The organism is Streptomyces sp. NPDC085524, assembly GCF_044541755.1.
GTDB lineage: Bacteria > Actinomycetota > Actinomycetes > Streptomycetales > Streptomycetaceae > Streptomyces.
The window spans coordinates 313,716-333,969 of the sequence record NZ_JBITTH010000009.1 but is presented as its reverse complement, the minus strand read 5'-3'; the positions used below and the strand labels follow the sequence as shown (position 1 = coordinate 333,969).

The 20,254-nt window shown below is 73.8% G+C and carries 17 protein-coding genes; 10 read left to right on the top strand and 7 right to left on the bottom strand.

Annotation, left to right across the window (positions count from 1 at the left end):
* Positions 1-593 precede the first annotated feature (593 nt).
* Positions 594-2,486: an ATP-binding cassette domain-containing protein gene (locus ACIGFK_RS16915; protein WP_400052377.1), complete on the top strand. Its 1,893-nt coding sequence runs from the start codon at positions 594-596 to the stop codon at positions 2,484-2,486.
* 59 nt (positions 2,487-2,545) lie between these two features.
* On the opposite strand, the gene ACIGFK_RS16910 is transcribed toward ACIGFK_RS16915, so the two are convergent.
* Positions 2,546-2,914, bottom strand: coding sequence for a hypothetical protein (locus tag ACIGFK_RS16910; protein WP_376657335.1), 369 nt, complete (start codon positions 2,912-2,914; stop codon positions 2,546-2,548).
* A gap of 225 nt (positions 2,915-3,139) precedes the next feature.
* On the opposite strand from ACIGFK_RS16910, the gene ACIGFK_RS16905 reads away from it, so the two are divergent.
* On the top strand, positions 3,140-3,466 hold the full coding sequence (locus tag ACIGFK_RS16905) for a MarR family transcriptional regulator (RefSeq protein ID WP_400052374.1): 327 nt from the start codon (positions 3,140-3,142) through the stop codon (positions 3,464-3,466).
* A 7-nt stretch (positions 3,467-3,473) separates the two neighbouring features.
* Here the strand turns inward: ACIGFK_RS16905 and ACIGFK_RS16900 are convergent, their stop codons facing one another.
* From ACIGFK_RS16900 to ACIGFK_RS16890, 3 genes are all read right to left on the bottom strand, one after another.
* Positions 3,474-4,040 (bottom strand): hypothetical protein, encoded by a 567-nt coding sequence (locus ACIGFK_RS16900; protein ID WP_400052372.1) that lies wholly within the window; start codon positions 4,038-4,040, stop codon positions 3,474-3,476.
* Positions 4,041-4,123: 83 nt separating this feature from the next.
* Complete coding sequence (locus ACIGFK_RS16895; RefSeq protein WP_400052370.1) at positions 4,124-5,179, bottom strand: NAD-dependent epimerase/dehydratase family protein; 1,056 nt, start codon at positions 5,177-5,179, stop codon at positions 4,124-4,126.
* Between the two features lie 25 nt (positions 5,180-5,204).
* Positions 5,205-5,888 carry an HAD family hydrolase gene (locus ACIGFK_RS16890; protein WP_376657339.1) on the bottom strand — a complete coding sequence of 228 codons (684 nt, stop codon included), beginning with the start codon at positions 5,886-5,888 and terminating at the stop codon, positions 5,205-5,207.
* A 656-nt stretch (positions 5,889-6,544) separates the two neighbouring features.
* Here ACIGFK_RS16890 and ACIGFK_RS16885 point away from each other — a divergent pair.
* From ACIGFK_RS16885 to ACIGFK_RS16870, 4 genes are all read left to right on the top strand, one after another.
* Positions 6,545-7,105, top strand: coding sequence for a GNAT family N-acetyltransferase (locus tag ACIGFK_RS16885; protein ID WP_376657340.1), 561 nt, complete (start codon positions 6,545-6,547; stop codon positions 7,103-7,105).
* Between the two features lie 238 nt (positions 7,106-7,343).
* Positions 7,344-7,955, top strand: a complete 612-nt coding sequence (locus tag ACIGFK_RS16880) for a CDGSH iron-sulfur domain-containing protein (protein ID WP_386471623.1) — start codon at positions 7,344-7,346, stop codon at positions 7,953-7,955.
* The gene (locus tag ACIGFK_RS16875) at positions 7,952-8,347 is read left to right on the top strand and encodes a hypothetical protein (RefSeq protein ID WP_376657342.1); all 396 of its coding nucleotides are present in this window, start codon (positions 7,952-7,954) and stop codon (positions 8,345-8,347) included. The genes ACIGFK_RS16880 and ACIGFK_RS16875 overlap by 4 nt, the downstream gene beginning before the upstream one ends.
* 105 nt (positions 8,348-8,452) lie before the next feature.
* A complete protein-coding gene (locus ACIGFK_RS16870; RefSeq protein ID WP_376657343.1) occupies positions 8,453-8,806 on the top strand; it encodes an STAS domain-containing protein in 354 nt (117 codons plus the stop codon).
* 28 nt (positions 8,807-8,834) lie between these two features.
* Here ACIGFK_RS16870 and ACIGFK_RS16865 read toward each other — a convergent pair whose 3' ends face one another.
* Entirely contained in the window at positions 8,835-9,479 is a 645-nt protein-coding gene (locus tag ACIGFK_RS16865) for a histidine phosphatase family protein (protein WP_376657344.1), read from the bottom strand.
* 3 nt (positions 9,480-9,482) lie between these two features.
* Entirely contained in the window at positions 9,483-11,825 is a 2,343-nt protein-coding gene (locus ACIGFK_RS16860) for a SpoIIE family protein phosphatase (RefSeq protein WP_400052366.1), read from the bottom strand.
* Positions 11,826-12,228: 403 nt separating this feature from the next.
* Here ACIGFK_RS16860 and ACIGFK_RS16855 point away from each other — a divergent pair, with 403 nt between their 5' ends.
* From ACIGFK_RS16855 to ACIGFK_RS16840, 4 genes are all read left to right on the top strand, one after another.
* Entirely contained in the window at positions 12,229-12,495 is a 267-nt protein-coding gene (locus ACIGFK_RS16855) for a DUF4235 domain-containing protein (RefSeq protein WP_376657346.1), read from the top strand.
* Positions 12,496-12,603: 108 nt separating this feature from the next.
* Entirely contained in the window at positions 12,604-12,927 is a 324-nt protein-coding gene (locus tag ACIGFK_RS16850) for a plasmid stabilization protein (RefSeq protein WP_376657347.1), read from the top strand.
* Between the two features lie 220 nt (positions 12,928-13,147).
* Positions 13,148-14,362 (top strand): 4-hydroxybenzoate 3-monooxygenase, encoded by a 1,215-nt coding sequence (locus ACIGFK_RS16845; protein ID WP_400052364.1) that lies wholly within the window; start codon positions 13,148-13,150, stop codon positions 14,360-14,362.
* Between the two features lie 188 nt (positions 14,363-14,550).
* Complete coding sequence (locus ACIGFK_RS16840; protein WP_400052362.1) at positions 14,551-16,338, top strand: methyltransferase; 1,788 nt, start codon at positions 14,551-14,553, stop codon at positions 16,336-16,338.
* Positions 16,339-16,414: 76 nt separating this feature from the next.
* On the opposite strand, the gene ACIGFK_RS16835 is transcribed toward ACIGFK_RS16840, so the two are convergent.
* On the bottom strand, positions 16,415-20,191 hold the full coding sequence (locus ACIGFK_RS16835; protein WP_400052360.1) for a hypothetical protein: 3,777 nt from the start codon (positions 20,189-20,191) through the stop codon (positions 16,415-16,417).
* Positions 20,192-20,254: the final 63 nt, after the last annotated feature.

Below are 20,254 nucleotides of genomic sequence, written 5' to 3'. Positions count from 1 at the left end.
GATGCGGCGGATGACGGCGTTGGACACGGACGAACCTTCCGACGGGAACAAGGACGGTCGCGGCATGCCGGAGACATGCGTGAGCCACTCACGCGGAGGAGAGGGGTTCGTGGGCGGCGGGTGAAACAACCCCGTGCCGCCCGGCGACTCATCCAGTTCTACCGACGCCCCCAGCGCCTGGCAACGACCCCGATTACTAGCCGCCCTCGCAGGACGGGCCCGACGACCCCGCAGCGGGCCGGTGAGGGGAAGGCCGTGCGGCACGCTCAGGGACTACTAGCCCGGCTCGTATGTGACCTGGGTCCTGTGGGGCGCCTCACCGGCAGGGCCCCCGAATCTCACCGACGGTAGCCGGCCGATCCCCGGACGGACACGGGAGCGTCCCCGGTCCGACCCGCGGATCCGGGGGCTCGGCGATTCGGCCAAGCGGCCCGCGGACGGAAGCCCAGCGCGCCACGGGTCGGTGCACCGGGCACGCTCCGCGTCGCCTGCTGCCGCACGGATTCCATCCCGACTGAAATACGTGTGTTCGACACCCGGCAGCCGTCGTTTACCTCGACAACGCCACCCAATTGACCGGCCAGGAGGACCAGTTGACCTCAGCCGACACCCGCAGCCCGCAGATCCCGGCCCCACCGCCCCCACCTCCGCCCGCAGAGATCACCTACAGCGGGCAGTACTCCGTCAATCCGCTCGCCGAAGTCTCCTTCCGGCAGATGTGCGCGCAGCTCCCGGCCGTCCTTGGCCGGATCGCCCTGCTGTCCTGGCGGACCGACCGGCGGGCCGTACGGCTCCTGGTCGGCTGCCAGGCCGTCACGGGCGTTTCGGCCGCCGTGCTGCTGGCCGCCACCGCCCGGGCCATGCGCCCCGTGCTCGGGGACGGGTCCGCCGGTGACCGGCTGCGCGACGCGCTGCCGGCGCTGCTCGTGGTGGCGCTCGCCGCCGCGCTCGGCCGTGCGGCGGGTGCGGTGGCCTCGTACGCCGAGCGGCGGATCACTCCGCGGCTGACGACGGAGGTGGACGCCGCGCTCGTGGAGGCGGTGTGCCGGGTGGAGGCCGCGGCGTACGCGGAGAGCGGCTTCTCCGACCGGCGTGAAGCCGCGGAGATGGGCGTGATCCGCAGCCATGTGATGGTCACCGATGCCCAGCGCTTCGTGGCCGCGCTGATCCGCATGGTCACCGCCGGCGGTGTGCTGTCGGTGCTGAATCCGCTGATGCTTCCGCTGCTCCTGCTCGCCGTGCTGCCGGCCGGCGTCGGAGCCGTCCTGACCGCCCGGGTCGACTACGAGATCCACTACGCGAACGTCGCCGACCGCAACGTGCGCGGGATGATGCGCTGGTGGGCGACCGAGTCGAAGTACGGCGACGAGGTCCGCGCCAACTCGATGACCGACTACCTCGTCTACTGGCAGCGGGCCCTGTCGGACCGCTGCGACCGGCGCACCCTGGCCGCCGCGCCGCGGACCCTGCGGATCGCCCTGCTGTCCGCGCTGGCGGGCGGGGTGTTCCTCGTCGCCACCTGGGGCGCCCTCGCGTGGCTGGCGGTGTCCGGCCGGGTCGACCTCGCGGTCGCCGCGACGGCCGTGATCGCCGTCCAGACCACGCTCGCCGCGCTGTCCCAGGTCGTCGTCAACGGCGCCGCGGTCTTCCACACCAGCCTCTACCTGGGCGACATGCAGGCCTTCCTCGACGAGGCCGCCGGCCGCGCGCCGAAGCGCGGCCTGCGCCGGCTCACCGCGCCGGTCGCGGAGATCCGGCTCGAGGAGGTCGTCTACCAGTACCCGGGCAAGGACAAGCCCGCCATCGACGGTGTGTCCCTCGCCCTGGAACGCGGACAGATCCTCGCGATCGTCGGGGCGAACGGCTCGGGGAAGTCCACGCTGACCCGGCTGCTGACCGGGATCTACCTGCCCGACAAGGGCAAGGCCACGTGGAACGGCACCGACCTCGCCGAGGTGGATCCCGGCACGGTGTGGGCGAACACGGGGCTGGTGCCGCAGATCTTCGCGCAGTGGCCCCTGCGGGTCCGCGAGAACATCACCCTCGGCCAGCCCCGCACCCACGACGACGCCCCGGTGTGGGAGGCCATCGACGCGGTCGGCCTGCGTGAGGCCGTCGAGGACCTTCCCGCGGGCCTGGACACGCTCCTCGCCCGGGACGTCTTCGGCGGTTCGGAGATCTCCGGCGGGCAGTGGCAGCGGGTGGCGTGTTCCCGCGCGCTGTACCGCCGCCCGGCGCTGCTGATCCTGGACGAGCCCACCTCCCAGATGGACCCGCGCGGCGAGCATCTGATGTTCGAGCAGATCAAGGCCATCGCCGCCGACCGCATCACCATCGTGGTCACGCACCGCCTGGAGAACACGAAGATCGCCGACCACATCGTGGTGATGGAGCACGGGCGGATCACGGAGCAGGGCCGGTACGAGGACCTCGTCCACGCCGGCGGGACCTTCGCGGAGCTCCTGGAGCTCTCCCAGGACCGCTGACCGCCTCGTTCGCGTTCTCCGCCCGCTGGTCCGCGCCGACGGTCGCCTGCCATGGGACGTCAGGGCCGGGGCATCGAGCCCCGGCCCGCCCACAGGGCCGCTTCTTCCAGCTGGGCCTCCGTGAGCCCGGACCGGCGGGCGAGCTCCTTCAGCCCGATGCCTCCGGGGTGCGCGGCGTGAACCTGGGCGAGGCGTCCGGCCCACAGTTCCGCGTACGTGAAGGGCCTCCCGCGCAGGATGGCGGTGAGCTGGCTCAGGTGGTCGGGCCCGCAGGCGGTGACGGGCCGGTTGCCGTCGTGGGCGGGGTCCGCCGGGTCGATGTAGGAGGAGTCGGGGACGCGTGCGTACTGCCCCGATCCCGGGGTGAAAGACGTCCTGCACAGGCCGCATTCTTCGGGTTCGGGCCGGGGGACGGCGGCGGCGATCACGGAACACCCCCGAAAGGGCGCGCGGCGCTGTGCAGATCGATTTCACCGCCCGCGTGCGGCGGAGCCGTCGGCCGGGGGGATCGGGGGATGGGGTTCATGAGCCCTCCACGACCTGATCGGGTGGTTGGAACACATTGTCGACCGCGCCTGCTCATACATCAACGATTACACGAAAATCATCACATGTAATCGCATGCGTGGGCGAGTAGGGGCAAAATGGAATCCATGCCAGAGCTGCGTGATCACCGCTCGGAGTGGACGTTCCTGACCACCCATGCTCGCGTCCTGCTCGCGATCTCCCGGGATCCCGGCGTACGCCTCCGCGATGTCGCTCTGATCTGCGGCGTGACCGAACGGACCGCACAGGCAGTCGTCGCCGACCTCGAACAGGCCGGGTACCTCACCCGGCGCCGGGCCGAGGACGGCCGCCGCAACCACTACGCGATCGTGCCCGGCGCGCCCTTCCGCCACCCCGCAGAAGCCGGGCACGAGATCGCCGGCCTCCTCGCACTCCTCGCCGAACCGAACCACACCGACCAGGGCAACGGCTGAACGGGGGTCAGAAGGCGCCTCGGGGCAGGGAATGCGGCTTGGCGGGCCGGGCCCGCGCGGAGCCGACGCGGCCCGGGACGAAGGCCCGTACGGCACACCGCGTGCGCAGGTCCTCGAGCACCTCGGCCTGTTCTTCTGCCCGTTCCAGGAGCCGGGCGAGCCGCGCCGCGTCGATGCGGCCGTCGCTCTTCGCCAGCGACCGCAGGGTCAGCCAGCAGGAACGCTTGCCCTGGACGCCCAGCCGCATGGCCTCGAGCTCGATGACGTCGCTGAGCGGGGACCGGGAGAAGAGGCGTCCGTTGAGCTTGAGGCGGCCCGCCTTCTCCCCCAGCCACCCCAGAGCCGCCCGGGAGCGGCGTTCGGGCACGTCCAGGCTCCGCATGATCTCCTTCAGGGATTCGCGGTCCTCTGCGACCTCCTGTGCCAGGTGCGCGAGCTGAGGACCGAACGGCCTGCCGCTGTGGCTCTTCGCCGCCCGTTTCAGAAGGTCGACCCCGGCGCTGGATCCCGCCAGGTGGTCGTTGAGGTAGAGACCGAGCAGGTGCTGGGCGTCGTGTTCCGAGGACGTGCGCATGGCCGCTCTCCTCCTTCGGTCGCCGGGAAGGGGACCCACTGCGCCTACCCCCGCCCCGCCACCCCACGCACGAGGCGGCGGGTTCACGCAGCCAAGGGGGCCGTGGCCATTCCGGCCTTCTCGCGCAGGCCGGTGAGGAACTCCTCGACCGCTTCCACGGCGGTGTACCGGGGCTGCCAGCCGAGCACCTCCCGGGCCCGGGAGGAGTCCATCAGCGGCAGCCTCAGCACGGCGTCGAAGAGGTCCGGGGACGCCGGTACGAAGTGCAGGCGCCAGGCCGCCGCGAGCGCCGCCCGTACCGCCGCCTCGGGCATGCGCACGGGCCGCGACGCGAGGATGCCCGCAAGGACCCGTGCGTCCAGCGGCGGATCCGCGGCGAGGTTGAAGGCGCCGTGGACGGGGCGGGCGGCCGCCGCCACGTAGGCGGCTGCGGCATCGTCGGTGTGGAGGGCCTGGAAGCGCAGTCCCGGCAGGTCGGGCACGGCGGGGATCAGGCCGGGCCGGACGAGTCGGCCCGGGAGCAGCGAGCCGGCGAAGATGCGGCGCTGCTCGGAGGCGGCCTCCCGCTTGAACAGGAATCCGGGGCGCATCCGCACCACCCGGATGCCGGGGTGGGCCGTCTCGAAGCCGTCGAGGAGCCGTTCGACGTACGCCTTCTCCCGGCAGTACGCGGCCTGCGGCCACCCGTGGGTGGGCCAGGACTCGTCGACCGTACGGTCCTTGGGGCCGGGCGAGTACGCGCCGACCGAGGAGGCCTGGACGAGGGCGGGCACGCCTGCGGCGGCGACGGCGTCGAAGACGCGGATGCTCCCGAGGACGTTGGTCCGCCAGGTCTCGGCGGGATCGTGCGTCGGCTGGAACTTCCAGGCGAGGTGGATCACGGCGTCGGCCCCGGCGAATTGCTCCGCGAGATCGCCTCCGCCGGGCTCGATGTCCACGGCGTGCCAGCCGGTCTTGGCCGGCCGCCAGGCCGGGAGCCTGCGGGCCAGGCCCAGGACGGAGCCGACGGAGGGGTCGGCGGCCAGTGCCCGGACCACGCTGGTGCCCACGTTGCCCGTGGCGCCCACGACCACGATGCGGCTGCCTGCACGGGGACCCGGGCCGTCCGAGCCGAGCCCGGAAAGGGGGAGGTGCATCATCGGACATCGCCTTCCAGGAAGGGGGTCACCGACCGGCGCCCTGCGGCGCGTCGTCGGCGAAGGGACTGCGGTCCAGTCGGCCGAGCAGGTCGGCCGGCCCGTCGTACACGGCACGGGCCCCGGCTTCTTCAAGGTCGTGACGGGGTATCCCGCCGCAGAGCAGGCCCACGCCGGTGACACCGGCCCGGGCGGCGGCCTTCATGTCCCACACGGTGTCGCCGACGAAGACGGCTCCGCGGGCGGGCGCGTCGGCGAGTTCGAGGGCGTGGTGCACGGGGTCCGGCGCCGGCTTTCCCTCGTCCACGTCGTCGGCGCTCGCGGTGGCGGTGATGGCGTCATCGGCTCCGATGGCCCGCCTCAGCGCGCCGAGCTCCGTGCTCGCCGCCGAGGTGACCAGGACGACGCGCCAGCCGCGCCGGTCGAGCGCGCGCAGCAGTTCGTCCGCCGAGTCGATCCGGGGCAGCCGGTCGAAGAAGGTGCCGTACAGGGTGTCGTGCGCGGTGGTGAGGTCCGCGTCCTCGCTCCTGTCACGCCCGTCGCCGAGCAGGTGGGCGAGGAGGTCCTCGCCCGGCAGCCCGATCGCGCGGTGGATGGCGTGCATCGACACGTCGTGCCCGGCTTGCCGCAGGGCCTCCCACCAGGACGTGACGTGCAGGTGATTGGTGTCGGCGAGGGTTCCGTCGACGTCGAACAGCGCGGCGCGGTTCACGGACGGCCTCCTTCGGGTGGGGACGGCCGGGAAGTCGGCGGCGCGCTACCCGGGCCACGGCTCCGGCGGCCCGGCTGCACGGCTTTCCACCGCGTCCGGTCCTGTGCCGCGACTACCCGCCCTGGTCCACGGCACTCACCGCGCCCCCGGGTTCTTCCGCGGAGGGCGGGGGCATGCGCCCTGGGGCCCGGCAGGTCGGAACCGGAACCCGCTCACGGTGCGCACTGCGCCCGGAACCGCGCGACCTGTGTGGGCAGCGCATGCAGGTCGCCCCCGTCGGCGGCGTCCCCGGCCAGGACATGGCCGGCGCCGACCGCGCAGGCTCCGGCCGCCAGGAACGCGGCCGCTTCCCGCCGCCGTCGCCGGGCCCACCGGCACCAGGCAGAGCCGGGGGGGACTCCGAGCGCAGGGACCTCAGGTACGACGGCCCGCCCACCGAGTCCGTGCTCGACGAGCGTGAGCGCCGCCTCGGGATCACGGCCGCGCACGATGCCGATCAGCCGGCCGCGGCTCAGTGCCCTTGCGGAGACACCCGGCCATGGACTTTGGTCCCGATCGACACTGTCTCCCGACCCTGAAAAATTCGGACGCCGCGCATGCGGGCCGGTACGTAGAGTTGCGGCGACCCGAGCGGACCAGTGGCGAGGAGTGACCTGATGATCGACGTTCGTCCCGCGGTGCCCGGCGACGGGGACGTGCTCGGCGAGATCCACGCCGCGGCCTGGGAGGCTGCGTACGCCCCCTTCTTCGCACCGGGGTTCGCCGCGCAAGCCGTGCGGGACAGGCGGGGACGATGGCACGCGCGCATCACCGGTGAGCACGGCCGGGAAACGGTTCTCCTCGCCGTCCGCGACGGGCGCCCCCTCGCCCTGTCCTTCTGCGGTCCGTCGGAGAGCCGGCCGGGCCTGGCGGAGGTCTACAGCTGTTACAGCCACCCCGACGGCTGGGGCAGCGGCGCCGCCGCCGTCCTGATGACCGAGACCCTTCGCCACCTGCGCGCGGCCGGCTTCACCCGGGTCCACCTCTGGACGCTGCGCGACACCCCTCGGTCCCGCCGCTTCTACACCAAGGCCGGCTTCTCCGAGTCGGGCGGGGAGCGCACCTTCGACTTCGGCGACGGCAACCCGCTCGTCCAGATCGAGTACGAGCGCTCCTGCAGATCCGTCAGCACCACCGGCGCCGACACCAGCGGGGATGGAACGACCGGGCCTGGGTAGCCGCAGCTCAGGCATGGGGCGTGGCCCCCGGAGATCGCGGAGGTGGGCATGGACCTGCTCGGCACGGCACGCCGCCTGCCGGAGGTGCAGGAGCGGTTGGTGCGCCTGCCCGGGGACTACCGCCCCCAGGAGGACATCTGATCCCGAACTTCCCCGCGCGACGGCCGAAAACCGTCCGGGCCCGCCGCCCCACCTGGCGCGGCCGCCCCACCGCGGCCGCGTCGATCCGGCGGGCCCCGTGCTGCTGGAAGGCCCGGTGGAGGTGGTCCTCGACGACGGCACCACCGTCGTGTCCGACCGGTTCGTCGTCGCCCTGTGCACCTGCCGCCGCACGCGTACCCCGCCGTGGTGCGACACCGGTCACCGGCACCCAGCGCCGCCCCGGCACGGAGCCGGGTGCCTGCTGCGATGCCGGCCCCGGAGCACGAGAGGAGCACCACCCGTGGTGCCGACCGCTGCCGCTCGGGCCGCTGGGACCTCCGGGGCCGAACGCGGTGGCGGCCGTGTCAGCCAGACCTTGCAGGAGGTGGGCCTCCGGTGGCGTGAGGGGTGGCGCGTGGCGGCCCGGCCGTCCTGGGCGGGCCCTCCTGGTTTTGGCCCCTGTCCTGCGGAAAGGGGCCGGATGGAGCCGGTGCGGACGGCACGGACCGCTCCGGTGGTCCCGTCCGCCGTCCGCGGGGCGGCAGTCACCCGCCCGGCCGCCGGACTCCCGCCACCCCCGTGGTGTGCCGCTCGGCCGCCCCCGGCAGGCCGTACCGTGGCCGTCGCAGGCCCGACGGGAGAGGAGGTCGTGGTGACCAGGGCCGGCAGTCGAGCGAGCCGCCAGCACCCGAGAAGGGAAACCCGGTGAACAGCCCCGACCGCGTATCGGAGGGCTGCCTGGAGGCAGCCCACCACATGAAGGAGAAGCGGGAGATCAACACCGCGGTCTTCCGTCTCACGGCCGGCGTCCTGGTACCGGAGGCCGAAGCCAACTGGACCCACGAAGAAGTGATCCAGCACCTGCCCAGGACCGAGCCGCGGCTGCTCCTCCACGAGCTGTCCTTCGCCGCGCCCGACGGCGCCCGCAGGCACGAGCAGCTGCTCATCTTCTGGGCACCCCCGGGCACCAGTGCCCAGGAGGACGTCTACACCGCCGCGTACTCGACCCTCAAAGACCTCCTTCCCGAGGTACGCGTACACCTCACGGCCCGCTCCTCGGAACACCTCGCCCATCGCAGGCTGGTCGCCCTGGCCGGCTGAACCACTCCGTCCCGGGGCCGGGGCGGCTCTCGCTGCGCTTCGGGCGCGGCATATGCATGTGGCGCCTCGCGAAGGGCAGGAGCCTGGCGTATCAGGAGGCACACCATGGTTAGCGGCAAGGGTCATACCGATCAGCGGACCACGCCCCAGGAGCAGGACCGGTACGTGCTCCGCGTGAGCGGTGACATGGACCTCGATCACGCGGAAGAGCTCCGGAGCTCGCTCATGACCGCTCTCTCCGAGGCCCCGGAAGGCTCGGACATCGTCGTCGACCTGCGGCACTCGTCGTTCTGCGACTCCGCCGGGCTCAATGCATTGCTCGCGGCCAGGCTGCAGGCCCAGGTCGCGGGGCACCGTATCCGGCTTGCGGCACCCAGCCACCAGATGATCAGACTGCTCGAGCTCACCGGATCGGCCGACCTGTTCCCTCTCGGCCCCGCGGTGGCGGATCCCCTCTGAAGGCTTGCGGACGGACCGGCCGGCGAGGTCAGCCGGCCGGTGACCAGAGGGCCGCCAGGGTCCCGCTCCCCGGCAGCAGCTCCCAGCCGCCCGGCACGTCCACCACCACGACCCCCGAGGTCGGGAATCCCGCCCTCATCCGCTCCAGCAGGTCCGCAGGGCCGCTCCCGCACAGGCCGACGGCCAGCTCGTGGATGCCCGCGTTGTGGCCGACCAGAACCAGGGAGCCGAGGCCCCGCCCGCGCTCCGCCAGTACGGATACCAGCATGCTCGGGGCTGCGTTGTAGAGCCGATCGTCGTACACGGCGGGCGGCGGGTCCCTCAGGGCCGGGACCGCGAGCTGCCAGGTCTGCCGCGTCCTGCGGGCCGGGGAGCACAGCACCAGGCCGAGCGGGAATCCGGAGTCCGCGAGCCAGCGGCCCGTCCGGGGAGCGTCGGCCCGTCCGCGCTCGCTCAGAGGCCGGTCGAAGTCGTCGATCGGCCGGTCCTTCGGCACGGCCTCGGCGTGCCGCACCAGCAGCAGTCGGCACTGGGCCGCACTGTCGGAGGCCGCTGACGCAGGGCGGGGTCCCGGTTCCCGGTACGTGTCCGTCCGCTGCGGCCCGTCCGTGCCGGGAGCGTACGGAGTGCGGGCTCCCCACGGGTCCGCGATCCGGTCCACCGAGGTCTCCACGGCTCACCTCCACCCAGGCCGGTCGGACGGCTCACGGCGCCTGCCCGCGATCCCCCCGCTCAACCCCGCTGCACTCGCGGCCCCGGCCGTGCCGCCCGCCGCCGCTCGGGTGCGCAGGAGGAGGAGCGCGATGTCGTCGGTGTTGCGGGCGGCGGGGCCGGAGGCACCCAGGACGGCCTCGACCAGGTCGTCGAGGCCGCACCCGGTGTGCTCCGCGAGGACCGAGGCGAGCAGGTCCGTGCCCCGGTCCGCGTCGACACCGGCGGCGGTGGGCTTCTCGACCAGGCCGTCCGTGTAGAACGCGAGGAGCGTGCCCGGCGGCAGCTCCAGGCGGGTGACGGGGCAGGGCTCGTCGGCCCCGACTCCGAGCAGCGGGGCCGGATCGAGCTCCACCCGGCGTGGCGGCTCCCCCGGGACGTGCACCAGCGGCGGCGGATGTCCCGCGCTGCCCAGGGTCGCCAGCCCGGCCGCGAGGTCGATGTGCGCGTACAGGCAGGAGGCGAGGAGGTCGGTGTCCAGGCCCTCCAGGAGGCGGGCCGTGCGGGTGAGGACCTCGTCGGGCGGGGCGCCGGCGGTGGCGCGGACGGCGGTGCGCAGCTGCCCCATGAGGGCCGCCGCGGCGACATTGTGGCCCTGCACGTCTCCGATGACGGCGGCGACGGTGGTGGTGGTGTCCAGGACGATGACGTCGTAGAAGTCGCCGCCGATCTCCATCCCGCGTCCGGCCGGCAGGTAGCGCCCGGCGATCTCGAGTCCGGGCACGGTGGGCAGGCGGTGCGGGAGGAGTGCCTGCTGGAGGCCGTGCGCGAGGTCGTGGGCGGTGTCGTAGAGGCGGGCCCGGTCCAGCGCCTGGGCGATCAGGCCGGCCAGCGAGGTGAGGACGGCGCGCTCGTCGGCGGTGAAGGCGTGCGGCCGGTCGTACGAGAGGATGCAGCAGCCGACGGGCCGGGCGGAGATCATCAGCGGCAGGAAGGCCCAGGCCTGCTTGCCGCTGATCCAGGGGGCGCGGGGATAGGCGTCGGCCAACTCCTGCGGGCTGCCGAAGAAGGCCGGGGCGCCGGTGGCGAGCACCTGGCCCGCCGGGGTAAGTGCCGTGTCCAGGGGCAGGGCGTCGAGGCGGTCGATGACGGCCCGGTCGTATCCGTGATGGCCGGTGATCTTCAGCCGGCCGGAGTCGGCCGCGGAGAGTACGAGGGCGTCTGCTCCGAAGGCGGGGAGGATCTGGTGGGCGACGAGTTCGACGACGTCACGGACGGCGACGGTCTCGGTGAGGGCGGCCGACAGGTGCAGGAGCTGGTAGACGCGTCCCGCGTCGGCGCCGCCCGGCCCGGCGGGTGCTTGCCGGGGCGGGCCGGGGGCCGGGAGGGGCTGCTCCGTCCCTGCCGTCCCTGCCACTGTCCCTGCCGTCTCTGCCGTCCTCGTCGTCTCCACCGTCCCTGCCGTCACCGCCCTCGCCGCCGGGGTCGTGGCGCCGCCGGGGTCGGTGATGCGGATGCTGATGCCGCTGGCGTCCGGGTACAGCTCGAAGCGCAGTCGGCCGTCGGGGGGTTTGCGGGCGGTGAACTCGACCGGGTCCCGGCTGATCACGGCCGTCCGGTAGCGGTCCTCGACCAGCGGGACGTCGAGCCAGGGCAGGGACTGCCAGGGCCGTGTGCCGACGAGCTGGGCGGCGCTGCGGCCGAGCAGCTCGGCGGCGGTGCCGTCGACGAAGACGATCCGCCCCTCGAGGTCCAGCGCCAGGGCGCCCTCGGGCAGCCGCTCGGCCCAGTCCGCGGCGGGCTGGGGACCGTGGCCGCCGTACGGGTGCGGCCGTGCGGGCGGGACGACGCGGGGCCGTGCCGGGGCGGCGGACACCGCGTCGGCTCCGGCCTCGTCCCACGTGCGTGCGAGGCGGCGGGCTTCGGCGGTGATGTGCTCCAGTTCGCGGCGGGTGGCGTCGGCAGGATGGCTGGCGGGCCACAGCAGCAACAAGGCTCCCTTCGGACCCCTGCGGCCCGGCAGGGGGACGGCGACGAGCGCGAACCGGTAGGGCAGGGGCACGGCGGTCCTCGGGTAGACGTGCGCGAGGTCCGCCTGGGAGCCGACCCATACGAGCCGGTCCTCGCGGACCGCGTCGGCGACCGGGGTGGGGTCGTCCAGCGGGATCCGCTGCCAGGGACGGGCCACTTCCACGGGGATGCCGCACAGTACCGCCAGTGCGAGGCTGCGCCCCGGCTGCTCCCACAGGTACACGGCGCCGCCGGTGGCTCCGGTACGACGGACCGTCTCGGCCAGCGCACCGTCCAGCAGGGCGGTGTCCGCGGGCTCCGCGGCGGCACCGCCCGCGAGGTCACCGCGGCCGGTCAAGACCCACCTCCGGGTCGGGTCGCCCGAGGAGCGGGACGACACCGTGCCGGCCTCCCCGCGGGTGCGCTGCGCACTCCCCGGGCAACGTCGAACGGGCCGGCAGCAGGTCCGTCCCGTGCTGCGGTGGCCGGCGGGCCGGAGCGGGAGACACCGTCGCCGGCGGCCGCAGTCGCCCGTGGCGCCGCACCGCGGCCCCGCTGCCCCCGGGGGGCCAAGGGCAGCCGACCGCTGTCGTGGTGGGCGGCGCGGGCGTCGAGAGCGGGTGCCTGCGACCGGTCCATGTATGCCGCGTGCCCGGACTCGGGTGCCTGAAACGGCAGTCGTGCGCGTGTGTTGCCGTCCCGGGAGCGGGCAGATGCGGGGGAGGACGGACCGCGCGGAAAGCGACGTACGGAGAACCGGCATGCACAAGGCCAAGCTCGCCTACCGGCCGATCGGACTGGTGCTCGGTGCCGCCGGCGGGTTGATCGCCGGAACGGTGTTCAAGCAGGTGTGGAAGACGGTGGGCGGCGCGGGCGATGCGCCCGACGCCCTGGACGAGGATCGCGCCTGGTCCGAGGTCCTGATCGCCGCAGCCCTGCAGGGGGCGGTCTTCGCCACGGTCAAAGCGGCCGTGGACCGGGCCGGGGCCACCGGTGTCCGCCGCCTGACGGGGACTTGGCCCGCGTAGGGGCCGGTGCCACCGGGGCGGCGGGGGCCTGGTGTCGGACTTTCCGGTGTCCGCAGCCTTGGCCCCGGCGAATGCGGGTAGGCGACCGTCGAGCGAAAGGAGTTCGCCATGCCACGTGGATCCTCCCCGAAGCGGGAACGCCAGTACGAACACATCAAGGAGTCCGCCGAACAGCGCGGCGAGTCCGAGGAGCGTGCCAAGGAGATCGCCGCCCGGACCGTGAACAAGGAACGCGCGCAGGCCGGGGAGTCCAAGACCGCGAGCCGGTCGTCCATCGAGGACATGCCCGCGTCGAAGCGCGGCGGCCAACGCTCCCACAGCGGTTCCCAGGGCCCGACCAAGGACCAGCTCTACAACGAGGCCAAGCAGCGCAACATCAAGGGGCGCTCGCAGATGGACAAGGCCGAGCTGAAGCGCGCACTGGGGCACTGACAGCCGCCCGGCCGGGGGTCCTGGCCTGTACGGAAGCACCCGCTCCTGCGGAGTGCGCCGTCGACCTCGCTCCCGGCACTCGCGGAGCATCGGCCCCACCAGTCCCGTAAGTCCCTGACATCAGGACTGTCCCTTAAACCTCAGCAACCCCATCCGTCACTGTGGCATTCGGGTTATTTTCGTCAATCCACGACGTTCCCACTGCCTATGATCCACCTTCATGACAGAAAGTCAGAAGGCCCGAACGGCCCAGGACTCGGCCGACGTGGTCATCCTCGGAGCCGGGCCCGCGGGGCTGGTCCTCGGGAACCTCTTACTCGCAGCCGGAATCGACTGCGCGATCCTCGAACGCGCCGCGCGCGAGCACGTGCAGACCCGGGCGCGCGCCGGCTACCTCGCCGAGCACACCGTGCGCCTCCTCGACCGGCACGGCCTGGCCGGGGGGCTGCGCCGACGCGGACAGGAGCACGGCGTCTGCGAGTTCCGCACGGAGAGCGACCGCTTCCGACTCGACTACCGCCTCCTCGGCAGGGGCGAGCAGCACACCGTCTACCCGCAGCACGAGCTGGTCACGGACCTGCTGGCGCAGTACCTGGCCGGCGGCGGCCGGATCCGCTTCGAGACCGGGGCGGTGGCCGTCCGCGATGCCGACGGCACGCAGCCCGTGGTCGACGTGCGCGACGCGGACGGCCGCCCGAGCCGCTGGGCCGCCCGGTACGTCGCCGGGTGCGACGGACGCCACGGCGCCGCCCGGCGCTCGATCCCGGACGGGGCGGTCCGCCGCCACCACCGCGACCACGGAGTGACCTGGCTCGGCCTCCTCGCCGAGGCGCCGCCGAGCCTCGACGCCGTGGGCTACGCGATCCACCCGCGGGGCTTCGCCGGGCACATGGCCCGCTCCCCCGAGGTCACGCGGTACTACCTCCAGGTCGCCCGCGGGACCGCGCCCGACGCCTGGTCCGAGGACCGGATCTGGGACGAGCTCGCGCTGCGCCTGCGGGCCGCCGACCACGGCCCGCTCGAGCGCGGCCCGATCTCCCGGCGCACCGTCGTGGACCTGGAGTCCGACGTACTGGAGCCGCTGCGGCACGGCTCGCTCTTCCTCGCCGGTGACGCAGCCAGCCTGATCAGCCCGTCGGCCGCGAAGGGCGCCAACCTGGCGGTGCTGGAGGCGGAGCTCCTCGCCGGCGGTCTCACCGCCGCCCTCCGGCACGCGGACCCGGCGCCGCTCGACCGCTACTCGGCGCAGTGTCTGGCGTACATCTGGCGTGCGCAGGAGTTCTCGCACTGGATGATCCGGCTGCTGCACGCGGACCCGGCGGGCTCGGGCTCCGATTCGCTGTTCCAGGACCGGCTGCGTCACTCCCGCATCGAGATGCTGCGCACCTCGCGCACGCAGCAGGACTGGTTCGCGGAGAACTACGTCGGTCTCTGAGGCGTGTGTCCGTGCGTCTGCCCCCTCCCCCCGGCATCCCGCAGACGTCCCCTTCTTCTCTTTCGCCGTGCCCTGCCCCGCCCCGAAGCAACTCCCTCGCGTCCGCGAGCCGTCCTGCTACCCCCACCGAGGCGCCCCCGCGGCCTCCCGAGCACCGAAACGGACCGGAAACCAAGGATGTCCTCCCCATGACGACACCGACCGCAACACCCGCACACGGACCCGAAGCACCGCCCGCGGAAGCCCCCGACGACACCGCCCGGCTGAGCGCCGCGGTCGACTTCGTCCGCAACCAGGACACCGCCACCCTGCTCCGCCTCCTGCTGCCCGGGCTCGACGGCCTGGAATTGCGGGCGCTGGCCGACCGCTGCCGGTTCGCACACGCGGCGCTGCTCGTCTTCCCCGCCGACGGGCCGTCCCTGCGGCGGCAGTTGACGGCCTGCGGGCTCGACGCGGACGCGGTGGCGCAGCCGAGCGTCGTCGTCCGGGAGCGGCTGGCCCTGCGACACCGGCGCGAGGCGGCGGCTCTGGACGTAAGGATTCTGCGGCCCGAGGTGCGCTGCACCGACGGCGAGCGCCGGGTGGTCGAGATGTTCACCCTGGCCGTCCCGCCCGGCTCGGAGCTGGCGGACGTCGCCGTGCACGAGCGCGCCGGGGACCACGAGGCGCACATCGCCTTCGAGGTCGGGCGGCCGGACCCGCTGGTGCTGCGCGGCCTGTGCGAGACCTTCGCGCAGCACGGCGCGGTCGCCGACGGCGGCGGCTACAACCCGCACGAGGACGGCACGGTGTTCTACTTCACCGCACCCGCCGACTCGAAGGCCGGGTACCGGCGGGTCGAGCTCTACGCGAGCGGCGACCACCGCAGCGTGCTCACCCCCCACCTCGCCGCGTACCAGGCCCGGCAGCCCGCGGAAACGCTCCTGCGCCTGATGACCGGTGCGTGGACGACCCAGGCCCTCGCGGCGTGCGCGCAGTTGCGGCTGCCTGAGGCGATGGACGCCCGCAACGACGGCGGTCCCCGTGCCGTCATCGGCGTGGACGCGCTGGCCCGGGCCGTCGACGCCGACCCGGAGAACCTCGCCACCCTGTTGCGCTACCTCGCCATGCTGGGCGTGGTCTCGGCGGAGCCGGGCGGCTTCCGGCTCACCGGGCTCGGGGAGCTGCTGCGCACGGACTCCCCGGGGTCGATGCGCTCGCTGGCGCTGATGTACGGCGGGGCGTTCTACCAGTCGTTCGCGCTGCTCGCGAGTGCCGTACGGACCGGACAGACCGGCTTCGAGCAGCTCTTCGGCGAGAACCACTTCGACTACTTCGCCCGCCAGCCCGCGCTCGCCGAGCGCTTCGACCAGTCCATGGCCGCGAGCGCGCGCATGTTCGATCCGCTCCCCTCGCACCCGGTCATCGCCGCGGCCGGCGCCGTGCCCGGCCGCCGGACGGTGGTCGACGTCGCGGGCGGCACCGGCGAACTGCTCGGCCGGATCCTGGCCGCGCGCCCGGCCCTACACGGCGTCCTGCTGGAACGCGCGCACGTCGTCGAGGCCGCCCGGCGGCACCTCGACGCGGCCGGCGTCGGCGCCCGCTGCAGCTACCGGGTGGGCGACTTCGCCGACGTGCCCGCGAGCGGGGACGTGTACGTCCTGTCCCGGGTGCTGCACGACTGGGACGACGACCGCTGCCGCGAGATCCTGGGCCACTGCGCCCGGGCGATGCCGGCCCACGCCGACCTGCTCATCGTGGAGCGGCTGCTGCCGCCGGACGGCTCGCCGTCGCTCGCGACGGCCTGGGACCTCCACATGATGTGCAACGTCGGCGGCCGCGAGCGGCGGGCCGACCACTACGCGGCGCTGCTCGACGGTGCGGGCCTGCGGCTCGTCGGGCACTCACCGCTGCCGCTGGGCGCGAGCGTCCTGCACGCCCGCAAGGCGGCCCCGGCCGCGGCGGCCCGTCTGCCGGAGCCTTCGCGCCAGGGCTGAGCGGCCCGTCGCGTTCACGTCCCGCGGCGGTCGCAGCCGTGGGACGTGAACGCCGGCCCGTACCGGGGGGGGGACGTCACGGGGCGGGGCGGGGCGGGTCGAAGTCGATCGTCGGGAAGTGCTCGGTCCACTGGGCCCGGGTGATCCGGGGGTACGCGCCGGCGCAGATGCGTGCGGCGACCCTGTCCAGGCCGGTGTCCCACAGCCGGATCGTGAAGTCGTTGCCGCCGGTGGCCAGCGTGGTGCCGTCCGGGCCGAAGGCCACGGCCGGTACCGGGTTCGCGTGGCCGGTGAGGACGGCGGGAGCGGCCGCGCCGCTCACGTCCCAGAGCAGGGCCCTGCTGTCCGCGGCGCCGGCGGCCAGCCGGCGGCCGGCGGCGTCGAAGGTCAGTGTGTAGACCCAGGAGCCGGACGCCGGCAGCTGCACCGTCTTCGACGGGTGGCCGATGTCGCCTACGTCGATCAGCCAGACCGTCCGGTCCGTCCGGTGGAAGGCGGCCAGTGTGCGGTTGTCGGGGCTGAACACTCCGCCGGTCAGGGGGTCGGACCGGAACGGGGACGGCAGTTCCCGGGGGCTGCGCGGATCGGTGATGTTCCAGAACCGCAGCGAACCGGACTCGCCGGTGCTCGTCACCAGCGTGCGGCCGTCCGGCCGGAACGAGGCCGTCGTGACGTCCGGCCCGCCCTCGGCGATCCGGCCGAGCGGCCGGGGGTCGGCGGGATCGGTCAGGTCCCACAGCCCGGCCGTGCGTTGTGCCCAGACGGCCAGCAGGCGGCCGTCCGGGGAGAAGCCGGCCCCGCCGACTTCGCCTGCGCCGGGGGTGAGGACCGAGACCTGCCGCGGGCGCCGTGGATCGGCGACGTCCCAGACGCGGACGGTGGCGTCCTCGGCGGCGGTGACGAGGGTGCGCCCGTCGCGGCTGAACGCCACGGACCGGACGAACTTGGTGTGCCCGCGCAGGACCGACAGCGGCCACAGGGCCCGGCCGCCGGTGACCTGCCACAGCCGTGCGGTGCCGTCCCAGCTGGCGCTGGCGAGCACGCGGCCGCCGGGGGCGAAGGCCAGGGAGGTGACCACGTCGTCGTGGGTCCCGAGCGACAGGTCCCGCAGGTCCAGGAGCCGGTCGGAGTTGACGAGGATGCGGCCGTCCGCGCTGAACACGGCCTGGTAGGCGCCGCCCTGCACCGTGTTGGTCCGCTTCGGCTCCGCCGGGACGGTGACGTCCCAGAACAGGGTGGATCCGCCCACGGAGACGAGCGTGCTGCCGTCCGGACCGAACGCGACCGACCAGACGATCGCCGGATGGCCGAGCAGGACGGCCGGCGGCTGCGTCCGCGGGCTGCTGCCGATGTCCCAGACCCGTACGGAGTGGTCCCAGCTCCCGGTCGCCACGGTACGGCCGTCGGGGCCGAACGCGGCCGAGGTCACCGTGTCGGTGTGGCCGCGCAGGACGTCGAGGGCGATCGGATGCGCCGGGTCTTCGACGTCCCACAGCCGGGCGGTGGTGTCGCCGGTGGTCGCCAGGGTGCGGCCGTCCGCGCTGAACGCCACCGAGGTGACGGCGTCCGAGTGGCCCGGCAGGACGGCCAGCAGCCGCGGGTGGCGGGGATCGTCCGCGTTCCACAGCCGGGCCGCGCCGTCGCCGTGGCCCGTGGCGATGACGCCGCCGTGCCCGTACGCCACCCACGTCGGCGCGGACCGCTGATCGGGCAGGGTGCCCAGCTCGACGGGCGCACGCCGGTTCGCCACGTCCCACAGCCGCACCGCGCGGTCGCTCGCCGCGGCCAGCACGCGGCCGCCCCCGTCGAAGGCCACCGACCGCATCCGCCCCGGCTCGTTCAGGACGGCCAACTGCACCGGGCGGTGGGCGTCCGCCGTGTCCCACAGCCGGACCGTGCGGTCCCAGCTCGCGGTGGCCAGGACCGTGCCCTTCGGTGCGAGGGAGATCGAGACCACGTCGGAGGTGTGCCCGGTCAGCCGGCTCGTGTACGGCGTCGCGAACGCGCTCATCAGCTGGTCGCGTACGTCACCGGCGGGTGCCAGCCGGTACGCGGCCAGGTTCAGCTGCGCGGCGAGCGACGGGTTCTGCTGCCGCACCTCGGCCGCGTCGGCGGCGGCCTTGCGCGCGATGGCCACGTTGCGCTGCCGGATGGCGGAGTCGCGCGAGTCGACGGCCAGCCCGCCCGCCGTCGCCGCGATGACCGTGAGCACGGTCAGCAGGGTCACCAGCTGACGCAGGCGGACCGCCCGCCGCCTGACGGCCGCAGTCTCCCCTGCCTGGGCTTCCCGGCTCGCGTCGAGGAAGCGCTGCTCCTTGGAGGTCAGCCGGCTGTCGTCCGCGGCGGCCAGGTCCAGCGCCGCTGCCAGGCGGGCACCCCGGTACAGGGCGTGCGGGTCACGGTCCTGTGATTCCCAGGCAGCGGTCGCGTCGGTGAGCTGCCGGTGGAGGTGCAGCCGGTCCCGGTCCTCGGTGAGCCAGCTGCGCAGCCTCGGCCAGCACCGGATGATCGCCTCGTGGGTGATCTCGACGCACTCCTTGTCCAGCGTCACGAGCCGTCGCCGGGCGAGGGATTCGAGGACGAGGGCGGTGTCGGGGTTCGGGTCCAGCTCGTCGCGGGTGATCCGGCGCTTGGTGTCCTCCGTACCGTCGCCCAGCGCGGTCAGCCGCAGGAACAGCGATCTGGCGAGGTCCTGCTGCACCGGGGACAGCGCCAGGTAGGCGGCTTCGGCGGTGTGTGCGAGCGCGTGCTGGATGCCGCCGACCGCCAGATAGCCGTCCAGGGTCAGGCGGTTGCCACTGCGGCGGCGCCAGGTCTCGGCCATCGCGTGCGAGACCAGCGGCAGCGCACCCGGCTGCCCCGTCGCGTCCGCGACCACGGCCGCGAGCAGCGGGCCCGTCACCGTGCAGTCGGCGAGCCCGGCCGGCCGGGTGACGGCCTCGCGCAGCTCCTGGCTGCTCATCGGGCCGACCGCGATCTGCGCGTCGCGCATCGCCTCGACCAGCCGGGGGTCCTGGACGCAGTGGCCGTAGAAGTCGGCGCGCACGCCGAGCACCACCCGGGTCCGGCTGGTCGCCGCCGTGGTGGCCGCGACCAGCAGGGTCACGAACGCGTCCCGTTCCTCCCGGTCCGCGCAGAGGGTGAAGACCTCCTCGAACTGGTCGACCACGATCAGCGCGTCGACGTCCGGTGCGCGGTCGACCACGAGCTGCCGGATCCGCAGGTGGAGCGCCGCGGGATCGTCGAGCAGTTCGGCGACGAGCGCGCCGGGTGCCTCTCCCGTCGCCGCGGCGAGCTGGACCGCGCACTCCTCGACGGGATGCGGACCCGGCGTGAACAGCATCACCGGCCACTGCGATGCCCTGGCGCGGGCCACGAGCCCGGCCCGCAGCAGTGAGGACTTGCCGGCTCCGGACGGTCCGAAGGCCGTCAGGAAGCGGTGGTCGCGCACCTTCGCGAGCAGCTCGCCGGTCAGCCGCTCGCGCCCGAAGAAGCGGTCGGCGTCCTCGGGCTGGAACGCCGACAGTCCGGCGTACGGAGTGCCCTGCCGGTCCGCTTCCGGGGGCTCGTCGCCCCGGGCGCTCGCGGCGATCTCGGCGGCTACCGCGTGCCACCGGGTCTCCCATGCCCGGCGGTCGCCCTGGCACGCCTCGACGTACGCGAGTGCGACGGCAAGGCTCGGGAACCGGTGCCCGCCGGCGGCGTCCGACAGCGTCGTGGACGAATAGTGCGCCCGCTTGGCCAGTGCGCGGTAGGGCGGTCGTCCCGCCGCCTCGCGCAGTTTCCGAAGGTCGGCCGCGAACCGTGTGAGCGGGCCGGTGTCCAGGTCGAGCGGGCGTTCGGGGCGTGGCATTGCCTACCTCTCCGTGCCTTTCCGCAGGGCTGATGGGAGGTGATTGTCCAGCTCTTGATGTCC

Coding starts and splice junctions, on each gene's coding strand:
- ACIGFK_RS16905 (WP_400052374.1), top strand. CDS start 3,140: ATGCCAGAGCTGCGTGATCACCGCTCGGAGTGGACGTTCCTGACCACC.
- ACIGFK_RS16900 (WP_400052372.1), bottom strand. CDS start 4,040: ATGCGCACGTCCTCGGAACACGACGCCCAGCACCTGCTCGGTCTCTAC.
- ACIGFK_RS16895 (WP_400052370.1), bottom strand. CDS start 5,179: ATGATGCACCTCCCCCTTTCCGGGCTCGGCTCGGACGGCCCGGGTCCC.
- ACIGFK_RS16885 (WP_376657340.1), top strand. CDS start 6,545: ATGATCGACGTTCGTCCCGCGGTGCCCGGCGACGGGGACGTGCTCGGC.
- ACIGFK_RS16870 (WP_376657343.1), top strand. CDS start 8,453: ATGGTTAGCGGCAAGGGTCATACCGATCAGCGGACCACGCCCCAGGAG.
- ACIGFK_RS16855 (WP_376657346.1), top strand. CDS start 12,229: ATGCACAAGGCCAAGCTCGCCTACCGGCCGATCGGACTGGTGCTCGGT.
- ACIGFK_RS16850 (WP_376657347.1), top strand. CDS start 12,604: ATGCCACGTGGATCCTCCCCGAAGCGGGAACGCCAGTACGAACACATC.
- ACIGFK_RS16845 (WP_400052364.1), top strand. CDS start 13,148: ATGACAGAAAGTCAGAAGGCCCGAACGGCCCAGGACTCGGCCGACGTG.
- ACIGFK_RS16840 (WP_400052362.1), top strand. CDS start 14,551: ATGACGACACCGACCGCAACACCCGCACACGGACCCGAAGCACCGCCC.
- ACIGFK_RS16835 (WP_400052360.1), bottom strand. CDS start 20,191: ATGCCACGCCCCGAACGCCCGCTCGACCTGGACACCGGCCCGCTCACA.